The following is a 21,465-nucleotide window of genomic DNA, read 5'->3' as shown; positions in this document are numbered from 1 at the left end:
GCTTCTACTTGCTCAGGCTTTTTTTAGGCTAACTGCCTCTCTTATTCTTTGAGCAATTTGTCCACGGTGCGGTTGAAGCGGGCGGTTTCCTCCTCGTAGTACTTGCCAGTGCCCGGCCCGCTAAAGCCCGTATGAATGGTGCGCACCACGCCTTTCTTATCCAGAAAAATAGTGGTGGGGAAGGCCAAAAACTTAGCCAGCTGCGGCATCGACTTGGCTACCGAGTCTTTGTTCGACACGCCTGCCACGGCGAGGTCGTAGCCTACATTGAGGCGCTCTTTCATCTGGCGCAAGCGAGCCGCGGCTTGGTCGTACTCAGGCATGCGCTCGTACCCTAGGCCGATGATTTCAACGCCGCGCGCCTTGTTCTTCTCATACCAAGGCGCCAGAAATTTGGTCTCGTCCATGCAGTTGGGGCACCACGAGCCCAGCACCTGAATAACGACCACCTTGCCCCGGTACTTGGGGTCGGTAGGGGAGATGCTGCCGCCCTGCACTACGCTCGGAAACTTAAAATTCAGCCGCGACTCGCCCTTTTTGAGGTAGGTAAGCGTGTCGGCATCGGGCAGCTTGGCCTTGGGGTCGAGGGTAGCAGTCCAGGTTTCGTGGCCCGACTTGCCGGAGTAAAAATCGCCTACCAAACCAGTGCCTCCTGTACGACCGGTAAATAGAAAGGCGTGGCTTCCATCAAACGTGCTCAACTTAAAAGAGCTTTCATCAGCTTGGCCAGCCAAGTACCGATAGTCCCCAGTTGTGGTTAGAAATGTGCCTGTTACAACGCTATTTTGGTTAAATATACCTACTGCTGGATAGGTACTACCTGTTTCGTCTTTAAAGGTGGTTCGCCAAGTGCCAGACAAAAACTCATTTTTGCGTTCAATGATATTAGGGAATAGCTTCTGCCCGCCCGCTGTAGCCACCAGTGGCACTCGGTACGGCGTCTTGGCGTCGTACTTCACCCAGGTGCCTTTCAGCTTGTCTTTGCCATCGGCGCGTACGACCAACGCCGCGTCGAAGACGTGCAGCCGAATGGTAGCTGAGTCGCCGGCTGCGGAAATCTCGTCGCAACGCAGGCGCTCCTCGCCGTTCAGGCCTTTGTTAATGAGGTACACCACAGGCTTGCCGCCTTCGGTTTTGACTTCAAAAAGGAAGGGTAGCTGTTGCCCCTGAATGGCCAGCTCGCCGCGCCAGGGGCCGGGCGTGAGCATGGTGGCGGCCGAAGTAGTGCCCGTTTCAGCCGAGCCGTTGTTAGTGCCTGAGTGGCAGCCCGCCAGCAGCCCGGCACCTAGGAGTGCAAAAGGAATAACTTTCATAGAAGGAAAGAGAGAAGCATTAAAACCAGCAAGTGCAGTCCTTAGTTACAATAGATGACTATGCCGTATTAAAAAACGTATACCTGACTAGTAGATTTTGGGCCGCTATTTGGACAACTTCTAAGTATAGGCCTAAATCCATCGATTACTACCAACTTGCTTAGACTACGAGTTACTTTTGCGCCTAAGCTAAAAACCCACTCTCACTCCTTATGGCGTTTGACCTTGATATGATTCGGGCCGTGTACGCGGGCCTCGGCTCGCGCATCGAAGCCGCCCGTACGGCCGTTGGCCGCCCGCTCACGCTCACCGAAAAAATCCTGTACGCTCACCTCTACGGCGACCGAAGCGGTAAGTCGTACCAGCGCGGCGTAAGCTACGTGGATTTTGCCCCCGACCGGGTGGCCATGCAGGACGCCACCGCCCAAATGGCCCTCTTGCAGTTTATGCAAGCTGGCAAAGACAAAACCGCCGTGCCCTCTACGGTGCACTGCGACCACCTCATCCAAGCTAAAGACGGCGCTACCGAAGACCTCGCCATCGCCAACGACGAGAACAAAGAAGTATACGACTTCCTAGCTTCGGTATCTAACAAATATGGCATCGGCTTCTGGAAGCCGGGCGCGGGTATCATTCACCAAGTAGTGCTAGAAAACTACGCCTTCCCCGGCGGTATGATGATTGGTACCGACTCGCACACCCCTAACGCGGGTGGCCTAGGTATGATTGCCATTGGTGTAGGCGGCGCCGACGCCGTAGACGTAATGGCGGGCATGCCCTGGGAGCTAAAATTCCCGAAAGTGATTGGCGTGAAGCTGACCGGCAAAATGAGCGGTTGGACTTCGGCTAAAGACGTGATTCTGAAAGTAGCTGGCATCCTGACCGTGAAAGGCGGCACCGGTGCTATCGTGGAGTACTTCGGCGAAGGTGCAGAAAGCCTCTCGGCTACCGGCAAAGGCACTATCTGCAACATGGGCGCCGAAATCGGGGCTACGACCTCGGTATTTGCCTACGATGAGAAAATGGGCGACTACCTGCGTGGCACCGGCCGCGCCGAAATCGCTGACGCTGCCCGGGCGCAAGCTGCCCACCTGCGCGCCGACGACGAGGTGTACGCTGACCCCGCTCAGTTCTACGACCAGCTCATCGAAATCGACCTCAACACGCTGGAGCCTTACGTAAACGGTCCCTTCACCCCGGACGCTGCGTGGCCGATTTCGCAGTTTGCCGCCGCCGTAAAAGAGCACGGCTGGCCCGAGAAACTGGAAGTAGGTCTGATTGGCTCGTGCACCAACTCGTCGTACGAAGACATCACCCGCGCTGCCAGCGTAGCGAAGCAAGCCGTAGATAAAGGCCTGCACGTAGCTGCTGAGTTCACCATTACGCCCGGCTCGGAGCTGGTGCGCTATACGGTGGCCCGCGACGGTCTGCTCGACACTTTCGCCGAAATGGGCGGTGTCGTGCTGGCTAACGCTTGCGGCCCGTGCATCGGCCAGTGGGCGCGCCACACCGACGACCCCAAGCGCAAGAACTCGATTATCACGAGCTTCAACCGTAACTTCGCCAAGCGTAACGACGGTAACCCCAACACTCACGCCTTCGTGGCCTCGCCCGAAATCGTGACGGCTTTCGCCATTGCCGGCGACTTGACCTTCAACCCCCTGACCGACACGCTGCCCGGCAAAGGCGGCAACGTGAAGCTCGACGAGCCTCAGGGGGTAGAAATGCCCCCCCGTGGCTTCGATGTAGAAGATGCTGGCTTCCAGGCTCCCGCCGCCGATGGCTCGGGTGTGCAGGTGTTGGTAGCACCTACCTCTGACCGCCTGCAGCTGCTAGAGCCTTTCAAGGCATGGGAAGGCACCGACCTCGTAGGTCTGCGCGTGCTCATCAAGGCCCTAGGCAAGTGCACCACCGACCACATCTCGATGGCCGGCCCGTGGCTGCGCTTCCGCGGCCACCTAGACAACATCTCCAACAACATGCTCATCGGCGCCACTAATGCCTTCAACGGGGAAACCAACTCCGTGAAGTCTAGCGGCATCCAGGGCGAGCCCTACGTGCCCGTGCCGCAGGCAGCCCGCACGCTTAAGAGCCTGGGCGTTGGCAGCATCGTGGTGGGTGATGAGAACTACGGCGAAGGCAGCTCGCGTGAGCACGCCGCCATGGAGCCCCGCCACCTAGGCGTGCGCGCCGTGCTGGTGAAAAGCTTCGCCCGTATTCACGAAACCAACCTCAAGAAGCAGGGGATGTTGGCCCTCACCTTCGCTAACAAGGCCGACTACGACCTCATCGAAGAAGACGACCAAATCGACATCCTCGGCCTCACGACCTTCGCCCCCGGCCAGCCGCTGCAAGTGCGCCTGCGCCACGCCGATGGCGATACCGACCTCATCACGGTAAACCACACCTACAACGAAGGCCAAATTGGCTGGTTTAAGGCCGGCTCGGCGCTGAACCTCATCAAGTTGCAGGAAAGCGGTGTAGCCTAGTAAACAGCGCATTTGCTGCGTAAGTTGGCGGCCGCCTCGGGAAACCGGGGCGGCCGTCTTTTTGTGCCTATGTGCAAAACTTGAGTTTATAGCATCTAGGCTATACTTACTAGGCGGAATAACTATGAGAAAAATCTACGGACTAATCTGGTTACTGCTGCTAGGTGTGGTACCAGCCGGGCAAGCGCAAAAAATAGTGCGGGGCACGGTACAGGATAATTCAAGCAAGGAGGGATTGCTCGGTGTAGCCGTAACACTGAAAAACACGGAAGTAGGCACAGTGACCGATGTGCAGGGCAACTTTCAGCTAGCCATTTCGCGCGACACGGTGACTCTTGTGTTTTCGTTTGTTGGGTTTGAGCCGCTAGAAAGAAAGCTTATCGTTACGCGGGATACGACCACCCTAGCCCTCGTGCATTTGAAGGCAGCCTGTCATCTGGATTTCTTCTATAGTAAGCACCTAGAGCTTTCGCTATTGAGCGGGCTGCGCTATACCCCGCTGGGTGGCAAGGTTAAGGTCTTCTACCCGTATCTCATCCCGTACCTCATTCATGCTCGGCATAGCATGGGCTCTTTGCGAGCAGAGTTTAGCTACCAGCGTGGGGCCGCTACCTACCAGCGCAACGCCACATTGGCCCTCGACAATCTATTTGTAGACTGCTACCATAATGTAGACGTAGCTGCCAGCTACCAGCGGGTGTGGGTGGGCGAGCGAAGATTTGCCTACACTCGCTACACCGCTGGCGCAACGTACACTGGCAAGCTGATAGGTAGAGCATTTAGAGAAGTGCCGGTGTACTTGGCCGTTGGGAGGCTTACGTATGCAGCCGAGGAAATCTCCGCGGCCAGAACTGGCCTAGAAGCAGGCGTTGATTATCCCTTCTTCATACATCTTAATGATTCGCGGACGGCTAACCTTGCCCTTATAGCAACCGGAAGAGTAGCCTGGTGGCAAGATTACTGGCAGTTTCAAAGTGGCCTAGAGGCACAATTCAAAAAATGCTCGGTCGGCTTGAGCTTCAATAAATTAGGTCTGTACACGGAGGTGACTACTAGAGTGGGATTTAGTATTGAGCGGCGGCGTACGAGAAAGCCGGTCGGTCGGTAAGAAAGCTTCTCCTTGGTAGCCTTATTGCTCTAAGGTGTCAAGTTGGGTACCTAGGCGCTGCTGGTGCTGCTGGCCCCATTCCCGTAGTGTGCTGATGACGGGGGCCAGGGTATGGGCGTAGGGTAGCGCCTTGTACTCTACTACTACCGGCGGGCCAGGGTGTACTGTGCGAGCGATGAGCTGATGGGCCTCTAGGTCTTTCAATTCTTTGGCGAGCACCTTGGTCGAAATGCCAGGTACGCTACGTTCTAGGCCGCGGAAGTGCCGGGCACCCGACATCAGTGCCACTAGTATTTGGAGCTTCCACTTGCCGCTGACAACGGCTAAAGCGCTACGCAAAGGAGAGAGAGTGGCGGAGCACTGCGCGATGTCGTGGCGGAGCATAAGTATGGGTTGAAGAAGAGGATGAATAGGTGATTACCTGGGCGTAATCATGCAACTAGCAGGTAATCTGTAGTTGGCTCAAGATAACAACAAACAGACATCTGATTACTTTCTGTAATCAAATCGGCTTCGCGCGGGCTAAAGGTTAGCTCGGAAAGCTGGTGTTTAAACATCCTCTTACCAACCAATTTGCCATGCAGATTCTGCAAATTATTTCCAGCTCCCGGGGTGCTGATTCGCAAAGCACCCAATTGAGTCAAGGCATTATAGATAAGGTTTTGGCTGCGCACCCAGGCGGCCAGGTAGTGGTGCGAGACCTAGCTGCTGACCCGCTACCTTACCTCGAAGAAGCGCACCTGCAAGCCTATTTTACGCCGGCCGAAGGCCGTTCGCCCGAGCAACAGGAAGCCGTGCGCCACTCCGATGAAGCCATTGCCCAGATAATGGCAGCCGATGTACTCGTCATCGGCGTACCCTTCTACAATTTTTCGGTGCCAGCTTCGCTCAAATCGTGGCTCGACCACCTGACGCGGGCAGGCATCACGTTCCGCTACACGCCTACTGGCCCAGAGGGCCTGATTAAGGGTAAGAAGGTATATGTAGCCATTGCCAGCGGCGGCATCTACTCCGAGGGGCCGATGCAGGCTTATGACTTCGTGGCGCCCTACTTGCGTTGGATGCTAAGCTTCCTAGGTATGACTGATGTAACGGTAGCGCGGGCTGAAGGCTTAAAATTGCCTGAATTTCAAGAGAATGCCATGCAAAAAGGCTTGGACAGCGTACTAGTGTAGCGCAACTGGCCAGTACGTAAATTCCGTAGGGAGCTTGCTGGTTTATACTCCTACATTTTCATAGTGGGCCTAGCTGCTGCCAAGCAGCTAGGCTTTTTGTTACGCTGCCGTGCTACGCTGGAAAGACATCCTTTATTACGCCAAATACAGTAACCCCGAGCCGCCTCGCCGCGTCGAGAAAACCGAGGCGGAGTGGCAGGCACAACTGCCTTCGGCGCAGTACGCGGTGCTGCGGCAGCAGGGTACCGAGCCGCCGTATCGCAATGCGTATTGCCGCAGCTACGAGCCGGGCGTGTATGCCTGCGCAGGTTGCGGCAGCGTGTTGTTTGATGCGAGCACGAAATATCACGCCATGTCGGGCTGGCCGAGCTTTACGCAGCCGTCGGCCAAAAATGCCATTCGCTACGCCTTTGACGACAGCCACCACATGCAGCGCATCGAGGCCGTTTGCAACGTGTGCGGCGGGCACCTAGGGCATGTTTTTCCCGATGGGCCCGAGCCCAGCGGCTTGCGCTACTGCATGAACTCGGTGAGCTTAATGCGGCTGGCGGAGTAGTCAGCCGCGTTATGTTTGCTGGGCATGAGCAATTTCTTCTCTAAGACCATCAAATTCATTGGCTATGCCCTAGGTGGGCTCGTGGCTGTATTGCTGCTGTATGTGGCCGCGGCGTTTAGCTTAGCGCTCATTCCGGTAGCGGCCGAGCCGGTGCCGCCAGGCGGACCGCGCATTCTGGTGTACCTCTACACGCCCAACGGCGTGCACACCGACCTGGTGCTGCCCGTGCGCACCGCCCAAGTAGATTGGAGCCGCCAGATAAAATACGCCCACACTACCAGCCGCGACAGCGCGGGCTACGACTACCTTGCATTCGGCTGGGGCGACAAAGGCTTTTTCTACATTCCGGGCTGGGGCGACCTTACGTTTCCGATTGCTTTTCGGGCGGCCTTTCACCTAGGCACTTCGGCCATGCACACCACTTTTTACAAGCAAAGCGAGCTGGCGCCCAGCACCACCTGCGTGCGCCTAGAGCTCACGCCCGACCAGTATGCCCGGCTGGTAGCCTACGTGGAGGGTAGCTTTCGGCCGGGGGCCAATGGCCGCGTGCAGTATCTGCCGGGCCACACCTACGCCGGGCACGATGCTTTTTACGAAGGGCAGTGGGCCTACAGCTTTTGGCACACCTGCAACACGTGGGCAAATAACGGATTGAAAGTCAGTGGACAGCGCGCCGCACTCTGGACGCCTAATGCGGGCGGGCTCTTTCGGCACTACGCAGCAAAAGCTTCTGCGGAGTAAGCGCGGCTGATGCGCTGCCTAGGTGCGCAACTGCGCACGGCCCCGACAACCCAAAACCTGGTGTCGGGCTATATTTACGGCACTGTACTAAAGCAAGAATTTACGTAGCTGCATGGATTTAAAAGAACTCGAAGCCGGTGTTGACCCGCACGTGCATTGGTATTACCAAAGCAAAAAGCTGCCGCTGCTCAACTATGCCAAAAAAGCGTTGGCCGGAGGCAAGCCACTGACCATCGTGGATATTGGATCGGGCTCGGGCTTCTTCGCCATCGAGCTCGAAAAGCTGTATGGCGATGCCATCAGCAAAGTCTACCTCGTGGATACCGGCTATTCGCTAGAGGAAATGTCCCTGACGCAGGGCCAGAAAATTGAGAAGGTCCACAACATTCCGGCCACTATTGAGAATGGGCTGGTGATAATGATGGACGTGCTCGAACACATCGAGGACGACCTGGCTATGCTGCAAAGCGTGAAAGCGGCCTGCGTGGGCGACAACAATTACTTCTTTATTACGGTACCTGCGTTTCAGTCACTCTGGAGCGGGCACGATGTGTACCTAGGGCACTACCGCCGCTACAAAATTCCGATGCTGCGCAAGGTGCTGCAAACGGCGGGCTTCCGCACAATCAGCAACTACTACCTCTACGGCGGCCTGTTTCCAATGATATGGACCGTGCGCCAACTCGATAATTTGAAGGGCAAGGACGCGGCGTCTAATATGCGGCCCTTTAGCCCCGTGGTAAATAATATCTTGCTGGGGCTGACCTCGGTGGAGATGAAAATAGCATCGGCCAACAAGCTGTTCGGCGTGACGTGCGTGGGGGAGGGCAAGATTTAACGGCTGCTCGCTACCGCACGCGGACTTTGTAGTCCGCGTGCGGTAGCGAGCAGCCGGACGTACCGGGCGCACGCGGACTACAAAGTCCGCGCAACTGGCAACCCTAGGGCTGTTTCTGAGTTACAAAAGCGGGCCTAGGTCCGCTTTTCTTGTTTCAAAACCCACCCTTCATGCAACACCGCACCCTCGGCAAAACCGGCTTCTCCATTTCTGAAATCAGCCTCGGCACTTGGCAGGTGGGCGGCAAATGGGGCGAGCCCTTCAGCCACGACAACGCCGACCACATCCTAAACGCCGCCGTAGACGCGGGCATCAACTTCATTGACACGGCCGACGTGTATGGCGACGGCGAGAGCGAAAAAGCCGTGGGCCGCCTCGTGCGCAGCCGCGCCGGCGAGCGCATCTACGTGGCCACCAAGTGCGGCCGCCGCCTCCAGCCCCACACCGCCGAGGCCTACCAGCCCGCCGCCCTGCGCGGCTTTGTGGAGGACAGCCTGCGCAACATGGGCCTTGATACCCTCGACCTCGTGCAGTTGCACTGCCCGCCCACCGAAGTGTACTACCGCCCCGAGATTTTTGAGGTATTCGACCGTCTCAAGGAAGAAGGCAAAATTCAGAACCTAGGCGTGAGCGTCGAGAAAGTAGAAGAAGGCCTGAAGGCCATCGAATACCCCAACGTGACCACGCTGCAAGTAATTTTCAACATGTTCCGGCAGCGGCCGGCCGAATTGCTCTTCAAAGAGGCCCAGCGCCGCGACGTAGGCATCATCGTGCGGGTGCCGCTGGCCAGCGGCCTGCTCACGGGTAAGTTTTCGGCCCAAACTACCTTCGACAAAGACGACCACCGCAACTTCAACCGCAACGGCGAGGCTTTTGACAAAGGCGAAACCTTCGCGGGGGTGGACTACAACACCGGCCTGGCTGCGGTGGAAGAGCTGAAAAAGATTTTCCCTGACCAGCCCAACCTGGCTCCAGTGGCCCTACGCTGGATATTGATGTTCCCGGAGGTTAGCTGCATCATCCCCGGCGCGTCGAAGCCGGAGCAATTGCTGTCAAACCTAAAAACAGAAGAAATTCCGGCGTTGACGTCCGAGCAATTAGCCGCCGTGCGCGGGGTGTACGACCGCATGATTCGGCCGCAGGTGCACCAGATTTGGTAAGAAAAGTGGCGTTGTAAATAAACGTCCGTCATGCAGAGCGCAGCGAAGTATCTCGCGTGGCGCAGTATTCAATACGTTTGATTTTGCTGCATCACGCGAGATGCTTTGCTGCGCTCTGCATGACGGGACGGACGCTAGCCTACTTCGGCAGCTTTATCCGGTACAGCCGGAACGGGTAATCAACCTTGCTTTCGCCGCCGTTCCACTTAGGAGCGCGGTTTATTTGCGTAGCGGTCAGATACAAGTAGCCATCGTAACCTAGGGCGAAGGTATCGGGCCAGCTCAGGCGCGGGTCGTGCACCAGCGTTTCGAGGCGGCCGGCGGGCGTCACGCGGCGGATGGCGTAGTTGGGCGAGTCGGAGAGGTAGATGTTGCCCGCCTCGTCGGACAGCATACCGTGGCTCACGCCGGTTTCGCCCACCGTTTCGACATGGGCGGCCAGCTCAGCGTTACCTAGGGCGGGGTTGGCGAGGTACTCCGTGGCGATGCGGTAGAGCTTGGTTTGGTTGATGGCGCGGTAGTAGAAATACTTGCCATCGGGCGGCAGCGCGATGCCATTAACGTTGCTGCTGAAGGGCTTACCCGATTTGTCTTTTACTTCCTTGCCATCGAGGCGCAGCACGAAGCCCGGTTCGGTAGCCGTCGATTTGTGGCCTTGCAGCACGATGCGGCTCTTGCCGGATTTCAAATCCAGCACCACGATGCCAGCCAGCACGGGGTCAGAAATGTAAGCCAACTGCCGGCGCGTGTCGATGCGAACGTCGTTGAGGCCGGTGCGCTCGCGGGGCAAATCCTCGAAGCGGTAAATGCGCTCAACTTTGTTCGTCCCTAGGTTGATTTTCAGGAGTTTGATACCGGAAATGACGGGCGCTTGGTCGTCGGGGTTCGAGGGGTCGAGCACCCACAGGTTGTCGTCGGCATCAATCACGGCTGCCTGCACGCTCACGAACCGGGTAGCGGCCTGGGTCGAGTCCCACTGATTCCAGAGAGCATTGGGGTAGGGGCGGCGCTGGCCATTCACGATTTCGGCCAAGCCATAGTCGTAGGCGTAGTTTTTGTCGTTCTTCTTTTTCGGGAACGTCATGAAAATGCGTCCCTTGTGCGAAATACCCAAGCCAATGGGCTGGTGACGGCCGGTTTGAGCCACTTCTTCGAGCGGGATTTTCAAGTCTTGCGCAGTGGCGGAAAGCATGGGCAGCAAGCAGGCAAAAAGCAGAGGAAAGCGCATACGGTAGAGTTTTTCACCGCGGACGGCGCGGAAGGTGCTGCGGAGAGGCGCGCAAGCTGTTCCTACGGCCGCGGTCGGCTAGGGTTGAGAAAAGCTCAGCGGTGCAACATTCGGGTGCAGAGCTAGGTAAGCCTATGGCAGGTGCGGGTGTATCCGCCCTCTTTCCTTGTGTTAGCTATGCGTTTTTTGATTTTTTGCAGTGCCTGGGTGGCCTTAGGGCTGGCGGCTGGGCCAGCGGTAGCCCAGGCGCCCTACCTCACTACCGGCCGCGTGGTGCGCCAGCAGCCTGCCCTCGACCAACTGATTGCACCTAGCGCGCAGCTCGAAATTATTTCCTCGGGCCATACCCACGTCGAGGGCCCAGTGTGGGTGCCCGATAGCAGCATGCTGCTCTTTTCAGATACTAAAATCCAAACCATTTACCGCTGGAAAGCGCAAGGCGGCCGCTCGAAATTTTTAGAACACACTGGCTACACCGGCCGCCTGCCCTACAGCGACGAGCCCTCTAGCAACGGCCTGGCCTTGGATGGCAAAGGAAATCTGCTGCTCGCCGAGCACGGCGACCGCCGCATTGCCAGCTTGCCCCTAGGGCAGAAAAGCGGCAAGCGCACTCTCACCGACAACTACCAAGGCAAGCGCTACAACAGCCCCAACGACGTAGTAGCCACGCCCGATGGTACTATCTATTTCACCGACCCACCTTTTGGCTTGCTAAGCAAAAAAAGCCCCGAGCCACCGCGCGAGCTGGCCTTCACGGGCGTCTTTCGCCGCGCGCCCGATGGCCAAGTGACAGCCGAAATAACCGACGTGGCCCGCGCCAATGGTCTAGCCTTCAGCCCCGATGGTCGCACGCTCTACGTGTCTAATGCCGACTCACTGCGACCCGTTATCCTGGCCTATGAAGTGGGCAAAAATGGCAAGCTGGGCAAAAGTCGCACCTTCTTCGACATGGCCAGCCTACCCAAAATTCGCTTTAAGGAAGTGCCCGACGGCCTGAAAGTAGACCAGGCCGGCAACGTGTACGCGGCTGGTGTGGGTGGCTTGCTCATCCTCTCGCCCCAAGGCCAGCACCTAGGCACCATTGACCCCGGCGAGGTGGTAGCCAACTGCGCCTGGGGCGACGACGGCCACTCGTTGTATCTGATGGCCACCACCTTTGTGTGCCGCATTAAGACCCTGGCCCAGGGCGTGCCGGGGCGATGAGAATCGTTATGCAGAGCGCAGCGCAGCATCTCGCGTGCGAACGTCTACTAGCGTTAGGGTTTACTGCGCCACGCGAGATGCTGCGCTGCGCTCTGCATGACAGATATAGTTACAACGTCGCTACTTGTTCTTCGCGAGTTTCGCGGGGCTTCTGCACGATGTAGTAGTACAGTAGAATAAACAGCCCAATACTAAACGGAATAATCGCCAGATGCTTGCCATCGGTGATGGTGCCGATGGGCACTGTATCGAAGCCAAAAAACTCGCTCATCATCCAGTACGAGTTGGCTGAAATCCAGAAGACAATGGCCAGGTTATGCGCCAGCTCGGCCTTGATGCCGCGCGTGCGCCAAGTGATAAGCAGGGCAATGCTCAAGGTCGGAAAAACCATGATGATGCCCAGTGTTTTCCAAATCATGCACCAGCTAATGTCCTTGACAAGCCAGAACAGGATGTGCAGGTTTTCCATCTTCCGGTAGGAGGCCGGAATGGCGTATACTTCTTCGGTTTCGGCGGGAGATTCCATGTGGAATAAGAATAGCGGCACGTCACCTGCGCCGCTATTCTTCTATAAAAGCAGTTTTAGGCGCGGGCTACCGTGGGGCGCCGCAGCAGATACACTACTACCAGCAGCACTAGCAGCACCAGCGCCGGGAGGCCTTTGGGCAGCAAGCCGCCCGGAATTTTGGTGGCGTGCACGTAGGCCGCGCCAATCATAATAAGTATAAGCCCTAGGGCCGCCGGGCGCGTGAAGCGCGGCACCAGTAGGCCGATGCCGCCCAGCACCTCAGCTCCCGCAATGAAATAGGCAAACCAGCTCGGAAAGCCCATGCCGTCAAAGCTCTTTATGGTGTTGGCAAGATGCAACAGCTTGTTGCCGCCCGACGCGATAAAGGCAACGGCCAGCAGAATTTGTAGAATCCAGGCGATGATATTGCGAGTAGAAGACATGGGTGAGAGAATGAGGTGAGCAGGTGCAAGGTAAGGCGCTCTGGTTGCCTTTAGCAAGCGCAGCGTTGAAGACGCTACCTAGGGCTAGCTAGCTGATTTGCCTGCTTGCTAACCCTTAACTCACTGCCACTTCCTTGCGCTCGCCAATCTGCTGGCGCCACATGGCGTAGTATAGGCCCTTTTGCGCCAGCAGCTCCTCGTGGCGGCCCTGTTCGGCCACCTGCCCGCGCTCTAGCACGAAGATGCGGTCGGCGTGCAGGATGGTGCTGAGGCGGTGCGCAATGAGCACAGTGATGTGCTGGCGCGAGCCCGACAGCTCGCGCACCGTGCGGCCGATTTCCTCTTCCGTAAGCGAGTCGAGGGCCGACGTAGCTTCGTCGAATACCAGTAGGGTAGGGTGGCGCAGTAGGGCGCGGGCGATGCTAAGGCGCTGCTTTTCGCCGCCGCTCACTTTCACGCCGCCCTCGCCGAGCACGGTATCGAGGCCCTGCGGGGCGCGGGCCAGCAGCGAATCGGCCGCCGCTTGGTGCAGCGCGGCGAGGCATTCCGCATCGGTAGCGTGCGGGGCCACAAAGCGCAGGTTTTCGCGGATGGTGCCGGCAAACAGCTGGGTGTCCTGGGTCACGAAGCCGATTTGCTCGCGCAACTGGTCTAGGTCGACCTCCGTGCTCGGGATGTTGTTGTAGCGAATCTGGCCGCTCTGGGCGGGGTAAAGGCCCACGAGCAGCTTCACGAGCGTAGTCTTGCCCGAGCCGCTGGGGCCGACAAACGCGATGGTTTCGCCGAGCTTGGCCCCGAACGAAATACTGGCCAGTGCTGGGGCCGGGGCCGTAAGGTGCTTAAACACCACATGGTCGAAGGCCAGAGTTTCGATTTTGGCAATGGGCTGCGGGTGAGCGGGCTTCACGTCGCGGGGCGTGTCCAGAATTTGTTGAAAATTGCCCAGCGAGGCCTCGGCTTCGCGGTACGACCCAATGATGGTACCCAGCTCTTGCAGCGGCCCGAAGATGGAAAATGAGTAAATGAAGAACGAGAAAAACTGCCCCAGGCTGATATGCCGCTGCACCAGCAAATACAAGAGCAGCAAGATGATAACGTTGCGCAGCAAGTTCACGAACGTGCCCTGCACGAAGCTCAGCGAGCGCAGGTAGCGCACCTTGCGCAGCTCCAGTTTCAGGATGCGGTCGGTGATGCCGTTGAGGCGCTTGGTTTCCTGCTGGGCCAGGCCCAGGCTTTTTATCAGCTCGATATTGCGCAGACTCTCGGTGGTGGCGCCGGCCAAGGCCGTAGTCTCCCCCACGATGGTCTTCTGGATAACCTTAATTTTCTTGCTCAGCGCAAAGCTCAGAATGCCCAGCAGCGGAATGGTGAGGAAGTACCCCAGCGCGATGGGCCAGTACACGCTGATGGCGTACCACATCACGAAGATGATGCCCACTAGCGCCGTAAACAGCACGTTGACAAAGCCTTGAATCAGCTTCTCTACATCGATACGCACCTTCTGAAGCTTACCTAGGGTCTCGCCCGAGCGCTGGTCCTCAAACACTTGGTAAGGCAAATCAAGTGAGTGCCGCAGCCCATCGGAGTACATCTGCGCTCCCAGCCGCTGGGTAATCACGTTGACATAGTAGTCCTGGAAGTTCTTGGCCACGCGCGACACCATCGCTACGCCCAGCATAAGTCCGATGTAAGGTATCGCTTCCTTGAAAAAGGGCCAGAACGGCACGATATGAAATCCTGCGCCGCCGTCTTTAGGCGTAAAATGGTCGACCAGCTTGCGGAAAATGTACGGGTCGAGCAGCGAGAAAATCTGGTTGGTAGCTGCTAGCAGCAGCGCCAGCGCCAACAGGCCCCAGTAGTGGCGCAGGTAGGAGTAGAGGAGTTTCATAAACGCAAAAGCGCCGGGCGGGTGGCCCGGCGCGGAGACAACAGAGAAGTAGCGATTTTGTGCAGTGGAGGTAGCAGTCCGGAGACTGTTCCTATGGATTGGCCAACAGGTGCCGCGCTAAACTGTGGCCAGCTATGACTACTGTGCGCGTTATTGCCAGCCGCCACCTAGGGTGCGCACTAGCTGCACAGCGGCGCGAAGCTGCGTGGTTTGGGTTTGCACTACGAGGCGGGCGGCATCGAGAGTTTGGCGGTCGGCATCGACCACGGCGAAGTAGTCGGTGAGGCCGCGGCGATAGCGCTCTAGCGTGAGGCGGCCAGCGAGGCGAGCCGCGCGCAGGGCACGCTGCTGGGCGGCTAGTTGGGCTTGGCTGCTCGCCACGTCGGCTAGGGCGGTTTCAACTTCCTCGTAGGCGGTGAGGGTAAGATTGCGGAAATTAGCTACCACCTCATTAGTCTGAGCCTCGGCTAGCTGCTGATTGCCGCGCAGGCGGCCGCCGTCAAAAATGGGAATATTGAAGCCGCCGCCCACATAGTAGGTATAGGCATTGGCTAGCTTGGGAAGGTCACCGACGTTGGTGGTTTGGGGGCCGATATAGCCGTTGAGCTGAAGTGTGGGCAGGCGGGCCAGGCGGGCAGACTTAGCTCGCAGGTCGGCGGCGGCGGTGAGGCGCTCGGCGCGGCGCAGGTCGGGGCGGCGGGCGAGTAGCTGGGCCGGCACGTTGGCCGGAATGATGGGCGCCGTGGGCAGCAGCGGGCCGGGCGGCGTGGCTGGCACCTGGCGTTGGTCGGGTATCGGAATAACCGGGCCTACCGAATCGGACTGCACCGAGGGCAGCACGAAGCTGCTTGCCGGACGGCCAGTCAGGGTCGAGAGCGAAGCCACTAGGCCCGCACGCTGGCGACGCAGCTCCACCGCGCTGGCTTCTACGTTGGCCAGTTCAGTTTCGGAACGGCGCACACCGATTTCATTGTCCACACCGGCCTTGAAACGGGCACTAGTGAGTTGCACGTTGTAGCGGCGAGCCTGGCGGGCGCTATCGAGTACCAATAACTCAGCATCGAGGCCGCGCAGACTAAAATAGGCGTTAGCGGCGTCGGCGGCCACAGTCAGGCGCACGGCTTGCTCGTCGTCTTCAGTGGCTTGCAGGTTGGCGGTAGCGGCCTGAGCGTTGCGTCGCAGCCGGCCCCAGAGGTCTACCTCGTAGTTGACATTGACGGGCACATAAAACTGGTTCTGATTGACCGCCACAGCCGGAATGGCCGACGCCTGCCGGGGCCGCAGCGCCGACAGCTGCGAGTAGTACGTGGAGGGCGCAATAGCCACTACCGGCGCCCGCTGAGCGTCGGCAATGCGCAGCTGCGCTCGCGCCTGCTCAACTCGTGCTATCGCCGCCCGCGTGCTGAAGTTGAGCGCATTAGCCTGGGTTTCGAGTCGAGTTAGGGTCGTATCGTTAAACACCGCCCACCATGGCCCGGCGGCTGGGGTTTGGCTCAACTGCGGCGGGGCTTCGGTGGGCGCAGCTACGGGACGCTCGGGCTGAATGCGACCTAGGGAGTCGGCTGGATGCGCATTTTTCCAGGCCGTGGGGATGGCCTGGGTAGGCGGGTCGTAGTGATAGCGCGTGGCTGCGCAGCCACCTAGGGTTAAGCCTAATAAAATAAGAGGGGTACGCATTCAGATAGTCTATTCTAAGGTATTCCGCTAGACAAGCGTCTGTCATTGCGAGCGTAGCGAAGCAATCACATCTATTCAGCCGTGCCGCTCGGGTGCGATTGCTTCGCTGCGCTCGCAATGACAAACAATAGTCAGCGATAAATAAATTACTTGCCCAGCGGCGACGACACGCGTGGCGCGTCGGGGTCGTTAGGACGCGGTGCGGCGGGTGCCGGGCCAGCGGGTTTCTTAGGTGCCTCGGCTAGCTTGGTACCTACTTCGAGGCCTTCGGTGAGGTTTTCACCGGGGTTGATAACCAGCATTTCGCCACCTTTCAGCCCTTGGCTGACTTCGAGATTCGCGCCAAAATCGCGGCTGACCACGATGTTTTGGTAGTGAACTTTACCATCTTGCACTACCGCTACTTTCTGCTCGGTGCCGCTGGGTACCAGTGCGTTGGCCGAGATAAGGACAGTGGGCGCAGTTTGTGGCAGCTTGAAGCGTACCTGGCCGTAGGTGCCGGGGCGCAGTTGGCCTTTGCGGTTGGGCAGGCGCACTTCGGTGCGTAGGGTGCGGGTTTGTGGGTCGAGGGCTTCGGCATCGCGGGCCACAATTCCTTTGAAAGGCTTGTTTGGAAATTCGGGCACGATGATGCTGGCCGACAAGCCCCGTTTGATGCTGGGTACGAAGTTCTGCGGCACATCCACGAAGGCGCGGAGCGTGTCGGTTTGCTCTACCTTAAAGAGCTGCGAGCCAGTAGCGTTGCCCCCCGTTACGAGTGTGCCCACATCCACATTGCGTTGGGTCACAGTGCCATTGAAAGGCGCGATTACCTGCCTAAACGAACGCTGGGCTTGCAACTGCTTCACCACGGCTTGCTGTGCGAGATACTGCGCTTGGCCGGCATCTAGTTCCTGCTTCGAAATAGCACCGGGCAGCGTCACGCTCTGCAAGCGGCCAAATGAGGTGCGGGCCAGTGCCAAGTTGGCTTGGGCCTGCGCTATCTGCTGGTCGAGCTCGGGCGTGGTGATGGTAGCCAGCACCTGGCCCCGCCGCACGTGTTGGCCGATGTCAGCCTTCCAACTCTGCACAAAGCCATTGACGCGGGCAAACAACTCGGTTTCGTGCTGCGAGCGCAGGTCGGCAGGCAGCGTTACGCTGGTGGTGTCGGGGGCGGCTTTAGCAGGCTGCACCGTCACGACGGGCTTGGCCGTCAGTTGCTCCTGCTTTTCTTCGTCGCGCGCGGTGTTTTGGCGGTGGCGCGGCAGCCAACCCAGCACAAACAGCCCCGCAAATACAACTAAGGCAATAATAATAAGCAGCCAGAAGCGACCACTGCCGCTATTTCGTTCTTCGGTTGACATTCAGATGGATTACTTATAAACTATAGTAGCGTGAGCAGGCGTGGTAAGTATCATCTCCCCATGTCCTCTTTTTGAGGAGGGCACGGGGAGAGGCATTACGCTGCTTGTGCCTGTGCTTCTGCCTCTGCTGGTTGCTCCTCTTTTTTCTTCAAATAAGAGAACATAATCGGCACAAAAAACAAGGTTGTTATTGTGGCTAGTGTCAGGCCGCCAATCACGGCGCGACCTAGGGGGGCGTTTTGCTCACCGCCCTCGCCCATGCCTAAAGACATAGGTAATAGACCGATAATCATGGCCAGGGCCGTCATTAGTACCGGGCGCAGACGGGTGAAGCCAGCGTCGAGGGCCGCATCGCGCGGGTCGAGGTCGGGCTCTTCTTCGCGGCGCTCGTTGGCGAACGTGACAAGTAGAATCGAGTTGGCTGTGGCCACCCCGATACACATGATGGCACCCATGAGGGCCGGTACACTGAGGGTGGTTTGAGTGATGAAGAGCATCCAGAGGATGCCCGCCAACGCGCCCGGTAGCGCTGTGATAATGATGAGCGGGTCGAGCCAGCTCTGAAAATTTACTGCCATCAGCAGGTAAACCAGCAGAATAGCACCCGCTACGCCCAGCCCTAGGCCGATAAAGGAAGTCCGCATCGACTCCGACTGCCCGCGCAGGGTAATGGTCGTGCCCTTGGGTGCTTCCTTCTGCGCCGCCGCTATGATTTTGCGAATGTCGCCGCTTACGCCGCCTAGGTCGCGCTGGCTCACGCTGGCGTACACATCCACAGTGCGCTGAATATTGTAGTCCGAGGCCACGGCAGTGGTTTCGGTGCGGCGCAGTTGGGCAAAGCTGGTGAGCAGCTGCGGGCTAGGCTGCGTGGCACCAGTTACGGTGATGTTGCCCAGCGCGTCGGTAGTTGAGAGGTCACGCGGAGGAGTTTGCACGGCCACGGTGTAGCTCACGCCGTTTTGCGGATTCAGCCACTGGTTGGGGTTGGTTTGGGTGCTCGAAGAGAGGTTGACCAGTACGTTGTTGGCAATGTCGCGCTGCGTGAGGCCAGCCTGTTGCGCCCGCACCCGGTCGATGTCAAGGCGAATCTGTGGCTGGTCGAAAGCCTGGTACACAAAGGCATCGACCACACCCGATACGGCGCTGACTTTCTTGCTCAGCTCCTCGGCAATGCGCTTATTAGCGGCCTTATCGCGGCCCGACACTTGAATATCGATGGGCGCGGGCAAGCCGAAGTTCAGCGTCTGATTGACAATGTCGGCCGGCTGAAAGAAGATAATCAAGTCGGGGTACTGCTTATGGATGCGCCGCCGAATTTCTTCGATGTACTCACCCGTGGGGCCGTGCTCCTCGTGCATGCTCACCAATATCTCGCCATCGCCCGCCCCGATGGTGGGGTTATCGCTGAGAATGAGGTTAATCGGAATGGCCGGCAGGCCAATATTATCTAGTACCAAATCCAGCTCGTCTTTCGGAATTACCTGCTTGATAACCTCCTCTACCTGCCGAAAGCGCTGCTCAGTTTCCTCGACTCGCGTGCCGGTTGGCACCCGAATGTGCAGGCGTAACTGGCCCGCATCTACCGTTGGGAAGAAATTTTGCCCAATGAAGGGATATAGCCCCAGCGAGCCGATAAACAGCACCGCGAAGGCCGTGACTACCTTCTTACGGTTGTCCAGGGCCCAGTCGAGCGCGCTGGTATAAACAGCCCGGAATTTCTCAAATTGGTGCTCAAACGCCGTGTGCAAGCGCCACACCCAGCTTTTAGTGATGCCATCGGCAGCCTTGCGCTCGGCATCAGTGATGGGCTCTTCGGCTTCCTCTTCGGGGGTGCCGCTGGGGTGCTCTTTCTCAAACTGCTGGCGGCGCAGGCGCGCTAGGTCGCGCTCGTGCTGCGGCACTTCGCGGCCGTTGCGGAAGTGGGCGCTTGGCACCTCCTCTTCTTCCTGGGCGTGGTAAATAGGCAGTTCTTTGCGCAGCAAGTACATCACGAGCGTCGGCACCAGTGTCCGGCTGAGGATGTAGGAGGCCAGCATGGCGAAAATAACCGCCGTAGCGAGCGGAGCGAAAATGGCCGACGCTACCCCACCTAGGAAAAACACTGGTACAAACACAATGCAAATGGCCAGCGTGGCCACTAGCGCGGGCGTTGCAATCTGCTGCGCCCCATCCAGAATACTGCGTTTGAGGCCTTTTTTCTGGCCCATGTTGCGGTGGATGTTCTCGATTTCTACCGTCGCGTCATCGACCAGGATGCCCACGGCCAACGAGAGGCCACCTAGGGTCATAATATTCAGGGTCTGGCCCAGAATATTCATGACAATGATGCTGACCAGAATCGAGAGCGGAATGCTGATGGCGATAATTAGCGTCGAGCGCCATGAGCCCAGAAACAACAGAATCATGAGCGCCGTGAGGCCCGCCGCAATGCTGGCCTCGATGATAACACCCTTGATGCTGGCCCGCACGAAGAAAGACTGGTCAAACAGGAGCTTGATGTTCAGACCGGGGGGAGCATTGGCCTGAATGTTAGGCAGCACCTGCTTAATCTTATCAATAATGGCCAGTGTGGAGGCCGAGCCGCTTTTTAGAATCGGAATAATAGCCGTGCGGCGGCCGTTTTGGCGCACCACGTTTTGCTGCACCGCCGCGCCCTCGTGCACAAACGCCACATCGCGGATGTACACCGTGGTACCCTCCACCGTCTTGATGGGTAAGTCGTTGAGCGTAGCGATGGCTTCGGGACTAGAGTTGAGGCGCACGTCGTACTCACGGGAGCCGATTTTGGCCGAGCCAGCCGGAATAATCACGTTTTGGGCCAGTAGCGTGTTCACCACGTCGTTGCCGCTCAGGTTTTTACCGGCCAGCTTCACGGGGTCGAGGTCCACCATTATCTGCTTGGGCTTACCGCCGTTGGGCAGCAGCACCGAGGCGCCTTGCACCACCGCCAGGCCGGGCCGAATGAACGCATTGGCCGCGTCGAAGAGGTCCGACTCACCTAGGGTTTCACTACTCAGCGAGGTTTGCGCAATTGGCACGTTAGAAGCCGAATAGCGAATAATGAGCGGCGGCGTGATACCCGGCGGCAACACCCGCAGCAAGGTCTGCGTGATAGCCGTGAGCTGGGCTACGCCTGCGTCGGGGTTGGTGCCCGGCTGGAAGAATACCTTAATCATGCCAATTCCCTTCAGGCTTTGGCTTTCTAGGTGTTCAACATTGTTAACGGTCGTAGTGATGGAGCGCTGCACCGGTACCACGATGCGCTGGTTCATCTCCTCCGGGGCGATGCCATTGTAAGTCCATACAATGCCCACTACCGGAATGGGGATGTCGGGGAAGATATCCACCGCCATACGCTGAATCGTCAGTATGCCCCCAATCAAAATCAGCAGCGACATCACCACGAAGGTGTAGGGCCGTGCCAGCGCTAGTCTTACTATCCACATATGTTATCCTGAAAACCCGTACCCTAGGGGTTTCTGAAGTATAAAAGCCCTGCACCCAACGCCCGAATTTTGTACTAAAACTGATTTTTATCGGAATGGTTGTGGGCAGGCCAGAAATTAGAAGAATAAACTTTTTACCAACCTAGCGGTAGTCGGTGCATTCATTAATAATTCATTTACAAGCAGCTACGCTGCTGAGTGAACACGGGTGGGATAGGATAAGTGCAGGACCAAGGGACGCCTAAGTAGGCTGACCGTTGCAGCTATCACATGAGAGAGCCACCTATTGCTTGACTGACAGTCACAAAAAAAGCCCTCCCCGGTAGGGGAGAGCTTTTTATTAAAGAAG

The 21,465-nt window shown here is 57.9% G+C and carries 17 protein-coding genes; 8 read left to right on the top strand and 9 right to left on the bottom strand.

Annotated features, from left to right (window positions below):
* Positions 1-41 precede the first annotated feature (41 nt).
* The gene (locus tag JAO77_RS18825; RefSeq protein WP_198991984.1) at positions 42-1,313 is read right to left on the bottom strand and encodes a TlpA disulfide reductase family protein; all 1,272 of its coding nucleotides are present in this window, start codon (positions 1,311-1,313) and stop codon (positions 42-44) included.
* 212 nt (positions 1,314-1,525) lie between these two features.
* On the opposite strand from JAO77_RS18825, the gene JAO77_RS18820 reads away from it, so the two are divergent.
* Positions 1,526-3,802, top strand: a complete 2,277-nt coding sequence (locus tag JAO77_RS18820; RefSeq protein WP_198991983.1) for an aconitate hydratase — start codon at positions 1,526-1,528, stop codon at positions 3,800-3,802.
* A 124-nt stretch (positions 3,803-3,926) separates the two neighbouring features.
* Positions 3,927-4,910: a carboxypeptidase-like regulatory domain-containing protein gene (locus JAO77_RS18815; protein ID WP_198991982.1), complete on the top strand. Its 984-nt coding sequence runs from the start codon at positions 3,927-3,929 to the stop codon at positions 4,908-4,910.
* 21 nt (positions 4,911-4,931) lie between these two features.
* Here JAO77_RS18815 and JAO77_RS18810 read toward each other — a convergent pair whose 3' ends face one another.
* Positions 4,932-5,294 (bottom strand): winged helix-turn-helix transcriptional regulator, encoded by a 363-nt coding sequence (locus JAO77_RS18810; protein ID WP_198991981.1) that lies wholly within the window; start codon positions 5,292-5,294, stop codon positions 4,932-4,934.
* A 194-nt stretch (positions 5,295-5,488) separates the two neighbouring features.
* On the opposite strand from JAO77_RS18810, the gene JAO77_RS18805 reads away from it, so the two are divergent.
* From JAO77_RS18805 to JAO77_RS18785, 5 genes are all read left to right on the top strand, one after another.
* Complete coding sequence (locus JAO77_RS18805; RefSeq protein ID WP_198991980.1) at positions 5,489-6,085, top strand: FMN-dependent NADH-azoreductase; 597 nt, start codon at positions 5,489-5,491, stop codon at positions 6,083-6,085.
* Positions 6,086-6,194: 109 nt separating this feature from the next.
* Entirely contained in the window at positions 6,195-6,641 is a 447-nt protein-coding gene (gene msrB, locus JAO77_RS18800) for a peptide-methionine (R)-S-oxide reductase MsrB (RefSeq protein WP_198991979.1), read from the top strand.
* 24 nt (positions 6,642-6,665) lie between these two features.
* Positions 6,666-7,382: a DUF2459 domain-containing protein gene (locus JAO77_RS18795; protein ID WP_198991978.1), complete on the top strand. Its 717-nt coding sequence runs from the start codon at positions 6,666-6,668 to the stop codon at positions 7,380-7,382.
* A 112-nt stretch (positions 7,383-7,494) separates the two neighbouring features.
* Positions 7,495-8,220, top strand: a complete 726-nt coding sequence (locus JAO77_RS18790; RefSeq protein ID WP_198991977.1) for a methyltransferase domain-containing protein — start codon at positions 7,495-7,497, stop codon at positions 8,218-8,220.
* Positions 8,221-8,390: 170 nt separating this feature from the next.
* On the top strand, positions 8,391-9,380 hold the full coding sequence (locus JAO77_RS18785) for an aldo/keto reductase (RefSeq protein WP_198991976.1): 990 nt from the start codon (positions 8,391-8,393) through the stop codon (positions 9,378-9,380).
* Positions 9,381-9,519: 139 nt separating this feature from the next.
* Here the strand turns inward: JAO77_RS18785 and JAO77_RS18780 are convergent, their stop codons facing one another.
* Entirely contained in the window at positions 9,520-10,572 is a 1,053-nt protein-coding gene (locus tag JAO77_RS18780; RefSeq protein WP_235998509.1) for an SMP-30/gluconolactonase/LRE family protein, read from the bottom strand.
* A gap of 213 nt (positions 10,573-10,785) precedes the next feature.
* Here JAO77_RS18780 and JAO77_RS18775 point away from each other — a divergent pair, with 213 nt between their 5' ends.
* Positions 10,786-11,811, top strand: coding sequence for an SMP-30/gluconolactonase/LRE family protein (locus tag JAO77_RS18775; protein WP_198991974.1), 1,026 nt, complete (start codon positions 10,786-10,788; stop codon positions 11,809-11,811).
* 109 nt (positions 11,812-11,920) lie between these two features.
* Here the strand turns inward: JAO77_RS18775 and JAO77_RS18770 are convergent, their stop codons facing one another.
* The 6 genes from JAO77_RS18770 to JAO77_RS18745 all read right to left on the bottom strand — a co-directional run bounded on the left by JAO77_RS18770 (position 11,921) and on the right by JAO77_RS18745 (position 21,116).
* Complete coding sequence (locus tag JAO77_RS18770; RefSeq protein WP_198991973.1) at positions 11,921-12,337, bottom strand: hypothetical protein; 417 nt, start codon at positions 12,335-12,337, stop codon at positions 11,921-11,923.
* 56 nt (positions 12,338-12,393) lie between these two features.
* A complete protein-coding gene (locus JAO77_RS18765) occupies positions 12,394-12,762 on the bottom strand; it encodes a DoxX family protein (protein ID WP_198991972.1) in 369 nt (122 codons plus the stop codon).
* A gap of 115 nt (positions 12,763-12,877) precedes the next feature.
* Positions 12,878-14,650, bottom strand: a complete 1,773-nt coding sequence (locus JAO77_RS18760) for an ABC transporter ATP-binding protein (protein WP_198991971.1) — start codon at positions 14,648-14,650, stop codon at positions 12,878-12,880.
* Positions 14,651-14,800: 150 nt separating this feature from the next.
* On the bottom strand, positions 14,801-16,327 hold the full coding sequence (locus JAO77_RS18755; RefSeq protein ID WP_198991970.1) for an efflux transporter outer membrane subunit: 1,527 nt from the start codon (positions 16,325-16,327) through the stop codon (positions 14,801-14,803).
* A gap of 146 nt (positions 16,328-16,473) precedes the next feature.
* Positions 16,474-17,670 (bottom strand): efflux RND transporter periplasmic adaptor subunit, encoded by a 1,197-nt coding sequence (locus JAO77_RS18750; RefSeq protein ID WP_198991969.1) that lies wholly within the window; start codon positions 17,668-17,670, stop codon positions 16,474-16,476.
* 95 nt (positions 17,671-17,765) lie between these two features.
* Positions 17,766-21,116 (bottom strand): efflux RND transporter permease subunit, encoded by a 3,351-nt coding sequence (locus JAO77_RS18745; RefSeq protein ID WP_198991968.1) that lies wholly within the window; start codon positions 21,114-21,116, stop codon positions 17,766-17,768.
* Positions 21,117-21,465: the final 349 nt, after the last annotated feature.

It is taken from the genome of Hymenobacter sp. BT559 (genome assembly GCF_016427535.1).
Taxonomy (GTDB): Bacteria; Bacteroidota; Bacteroidia; order Cytophagales; family Hymenobacteraceae; genus Hymenobacter.
This window is presented reverse-complemented; position numbering and strand designations above follow the sequence as displayed.

What these genes read in the sequence shown, in the direction of transcription:
- JAO77_RS18825 (WP_198991984.1), bottom strand. Translation starts at nt 1,313, where the DNA reads ATGAAAGTTATTCCTTTTGCACTCCTAGGTGCCGGGCTGCTGGCGGGC.
- JAO77_RS18820 (WP_198991983.1), top strand. Translation starts at nt 1,526, where the DNA reads ATGGCGTTTGACCTTGATATGATTCGGGCCGTGTACGCGGGCCTCGGC.
- JAO77_RS18815 (WP_198991982.1), top strand. Translation starts at nt 3,927, where the DNA reads ATGAGAAAAATCTACGGACTAATCTGGTTACTGCTGCTAGGTGTGGTA.
- JAO77_RS18810 (WP_198991981.1), bottom strand. Translation starts at nt 5,294, where the DNA reads ATGCTCCGCCACGACATCGCGCAGTGCTCCGCCACTCTCTCTCCTTTG.
- JAO77_RS18805 (WP_198991980.1), top strand. Translation starts at nt 5,489, where the DNA reads ATGCAGATTCTGCAAATTATTTCCAGCTCCCGGGGTGCTGATTCGCAA.
- JAO77_RS18795 (WP_198991978.1), top strand. Translation starts at nt 6,666, where the DNA reads ATGAGCAATTTCTTCTCTAAGACCATCAAATTCATTGGCTATGCCCTA.
- JAO77_RS18790 (WP_198991977.1), top strand. Translation starts at nt 7,495, where the DNA reads ATGGATTTAAAAGAACTCGAAGCCGGTGTTGACCCGCACGTGCATTGG.
- JAO77_RS18785 (WP_198991976.1), top strand. Translation starts at nt 8,391, where the DNA reads ATGCAACACCGCACCCTCGGCAAAACCGGCTTCTCCATTTCTGAAATC.
- JAO77_RS18780 (WP_235998509.1), bottom strand. Translation starts at nt 10,572, where the DNA reads ATGCTTTCCGCCACTGCGCAAGACTTGAAAATCCCGCTCGAAGAAGTG.
- JAO77_RS18775 (WP_198991974.1), top strand. Translation starts at nt 10,786, where the DNA reads ATGCGTTTTTTGATTTTTTGCAGTGCCTGGGTGGCCTTAGGGCTGGCG.
- JAO77_RS18770 (WP_198991973.1), bottom strand. Translation starts at nt 12,337, where the DNA reads ATGGAATCTCCCGCCGAAACCGAAGAAGTATACGCCATTCCGGCCTCC.
- JAO77_RS18765 (WP_198991972.1), bottom strand. Translation starts at nt 12,762, where the DNA reads ATGTCTTCTACTCGCAATATCATCGCCTGGATTCTACAAATTCTGCTG.
- JAO77_RS18760 (WP_198991971.1), bottom strand. Translation starts at nt 14,650, where the DNA reads ATGAAACTCCTCTACTCCTACCTGCGCCACTACTGGGGCCTGTTGGCG.
- JAO77_RS18755 (WP_198991970.1), bottom strand. Translation starts at nt 16,327, where the DNA reads ATGCGTACCCCTCTTATTTTATTAGGCTTAACCCTAGGTGGCTGCGCA.
- JAO77_RS18750 (WP_198991969.1), bottom strand. Translation starts at nt 17,670, where the DNA reads ATGTCAACCGAAGAACGAAATAGCGGCAGTGGTCGCTTCTGGCTGCTT.
- JAO77_RS18745 (WP_198991968.1), bottom strand. Translation starts at nt 21,116, where the DNA reads ATGTGGATAGTAAGACTAGCGCTGGCACGGCCCTACACCTTCGTGGTG.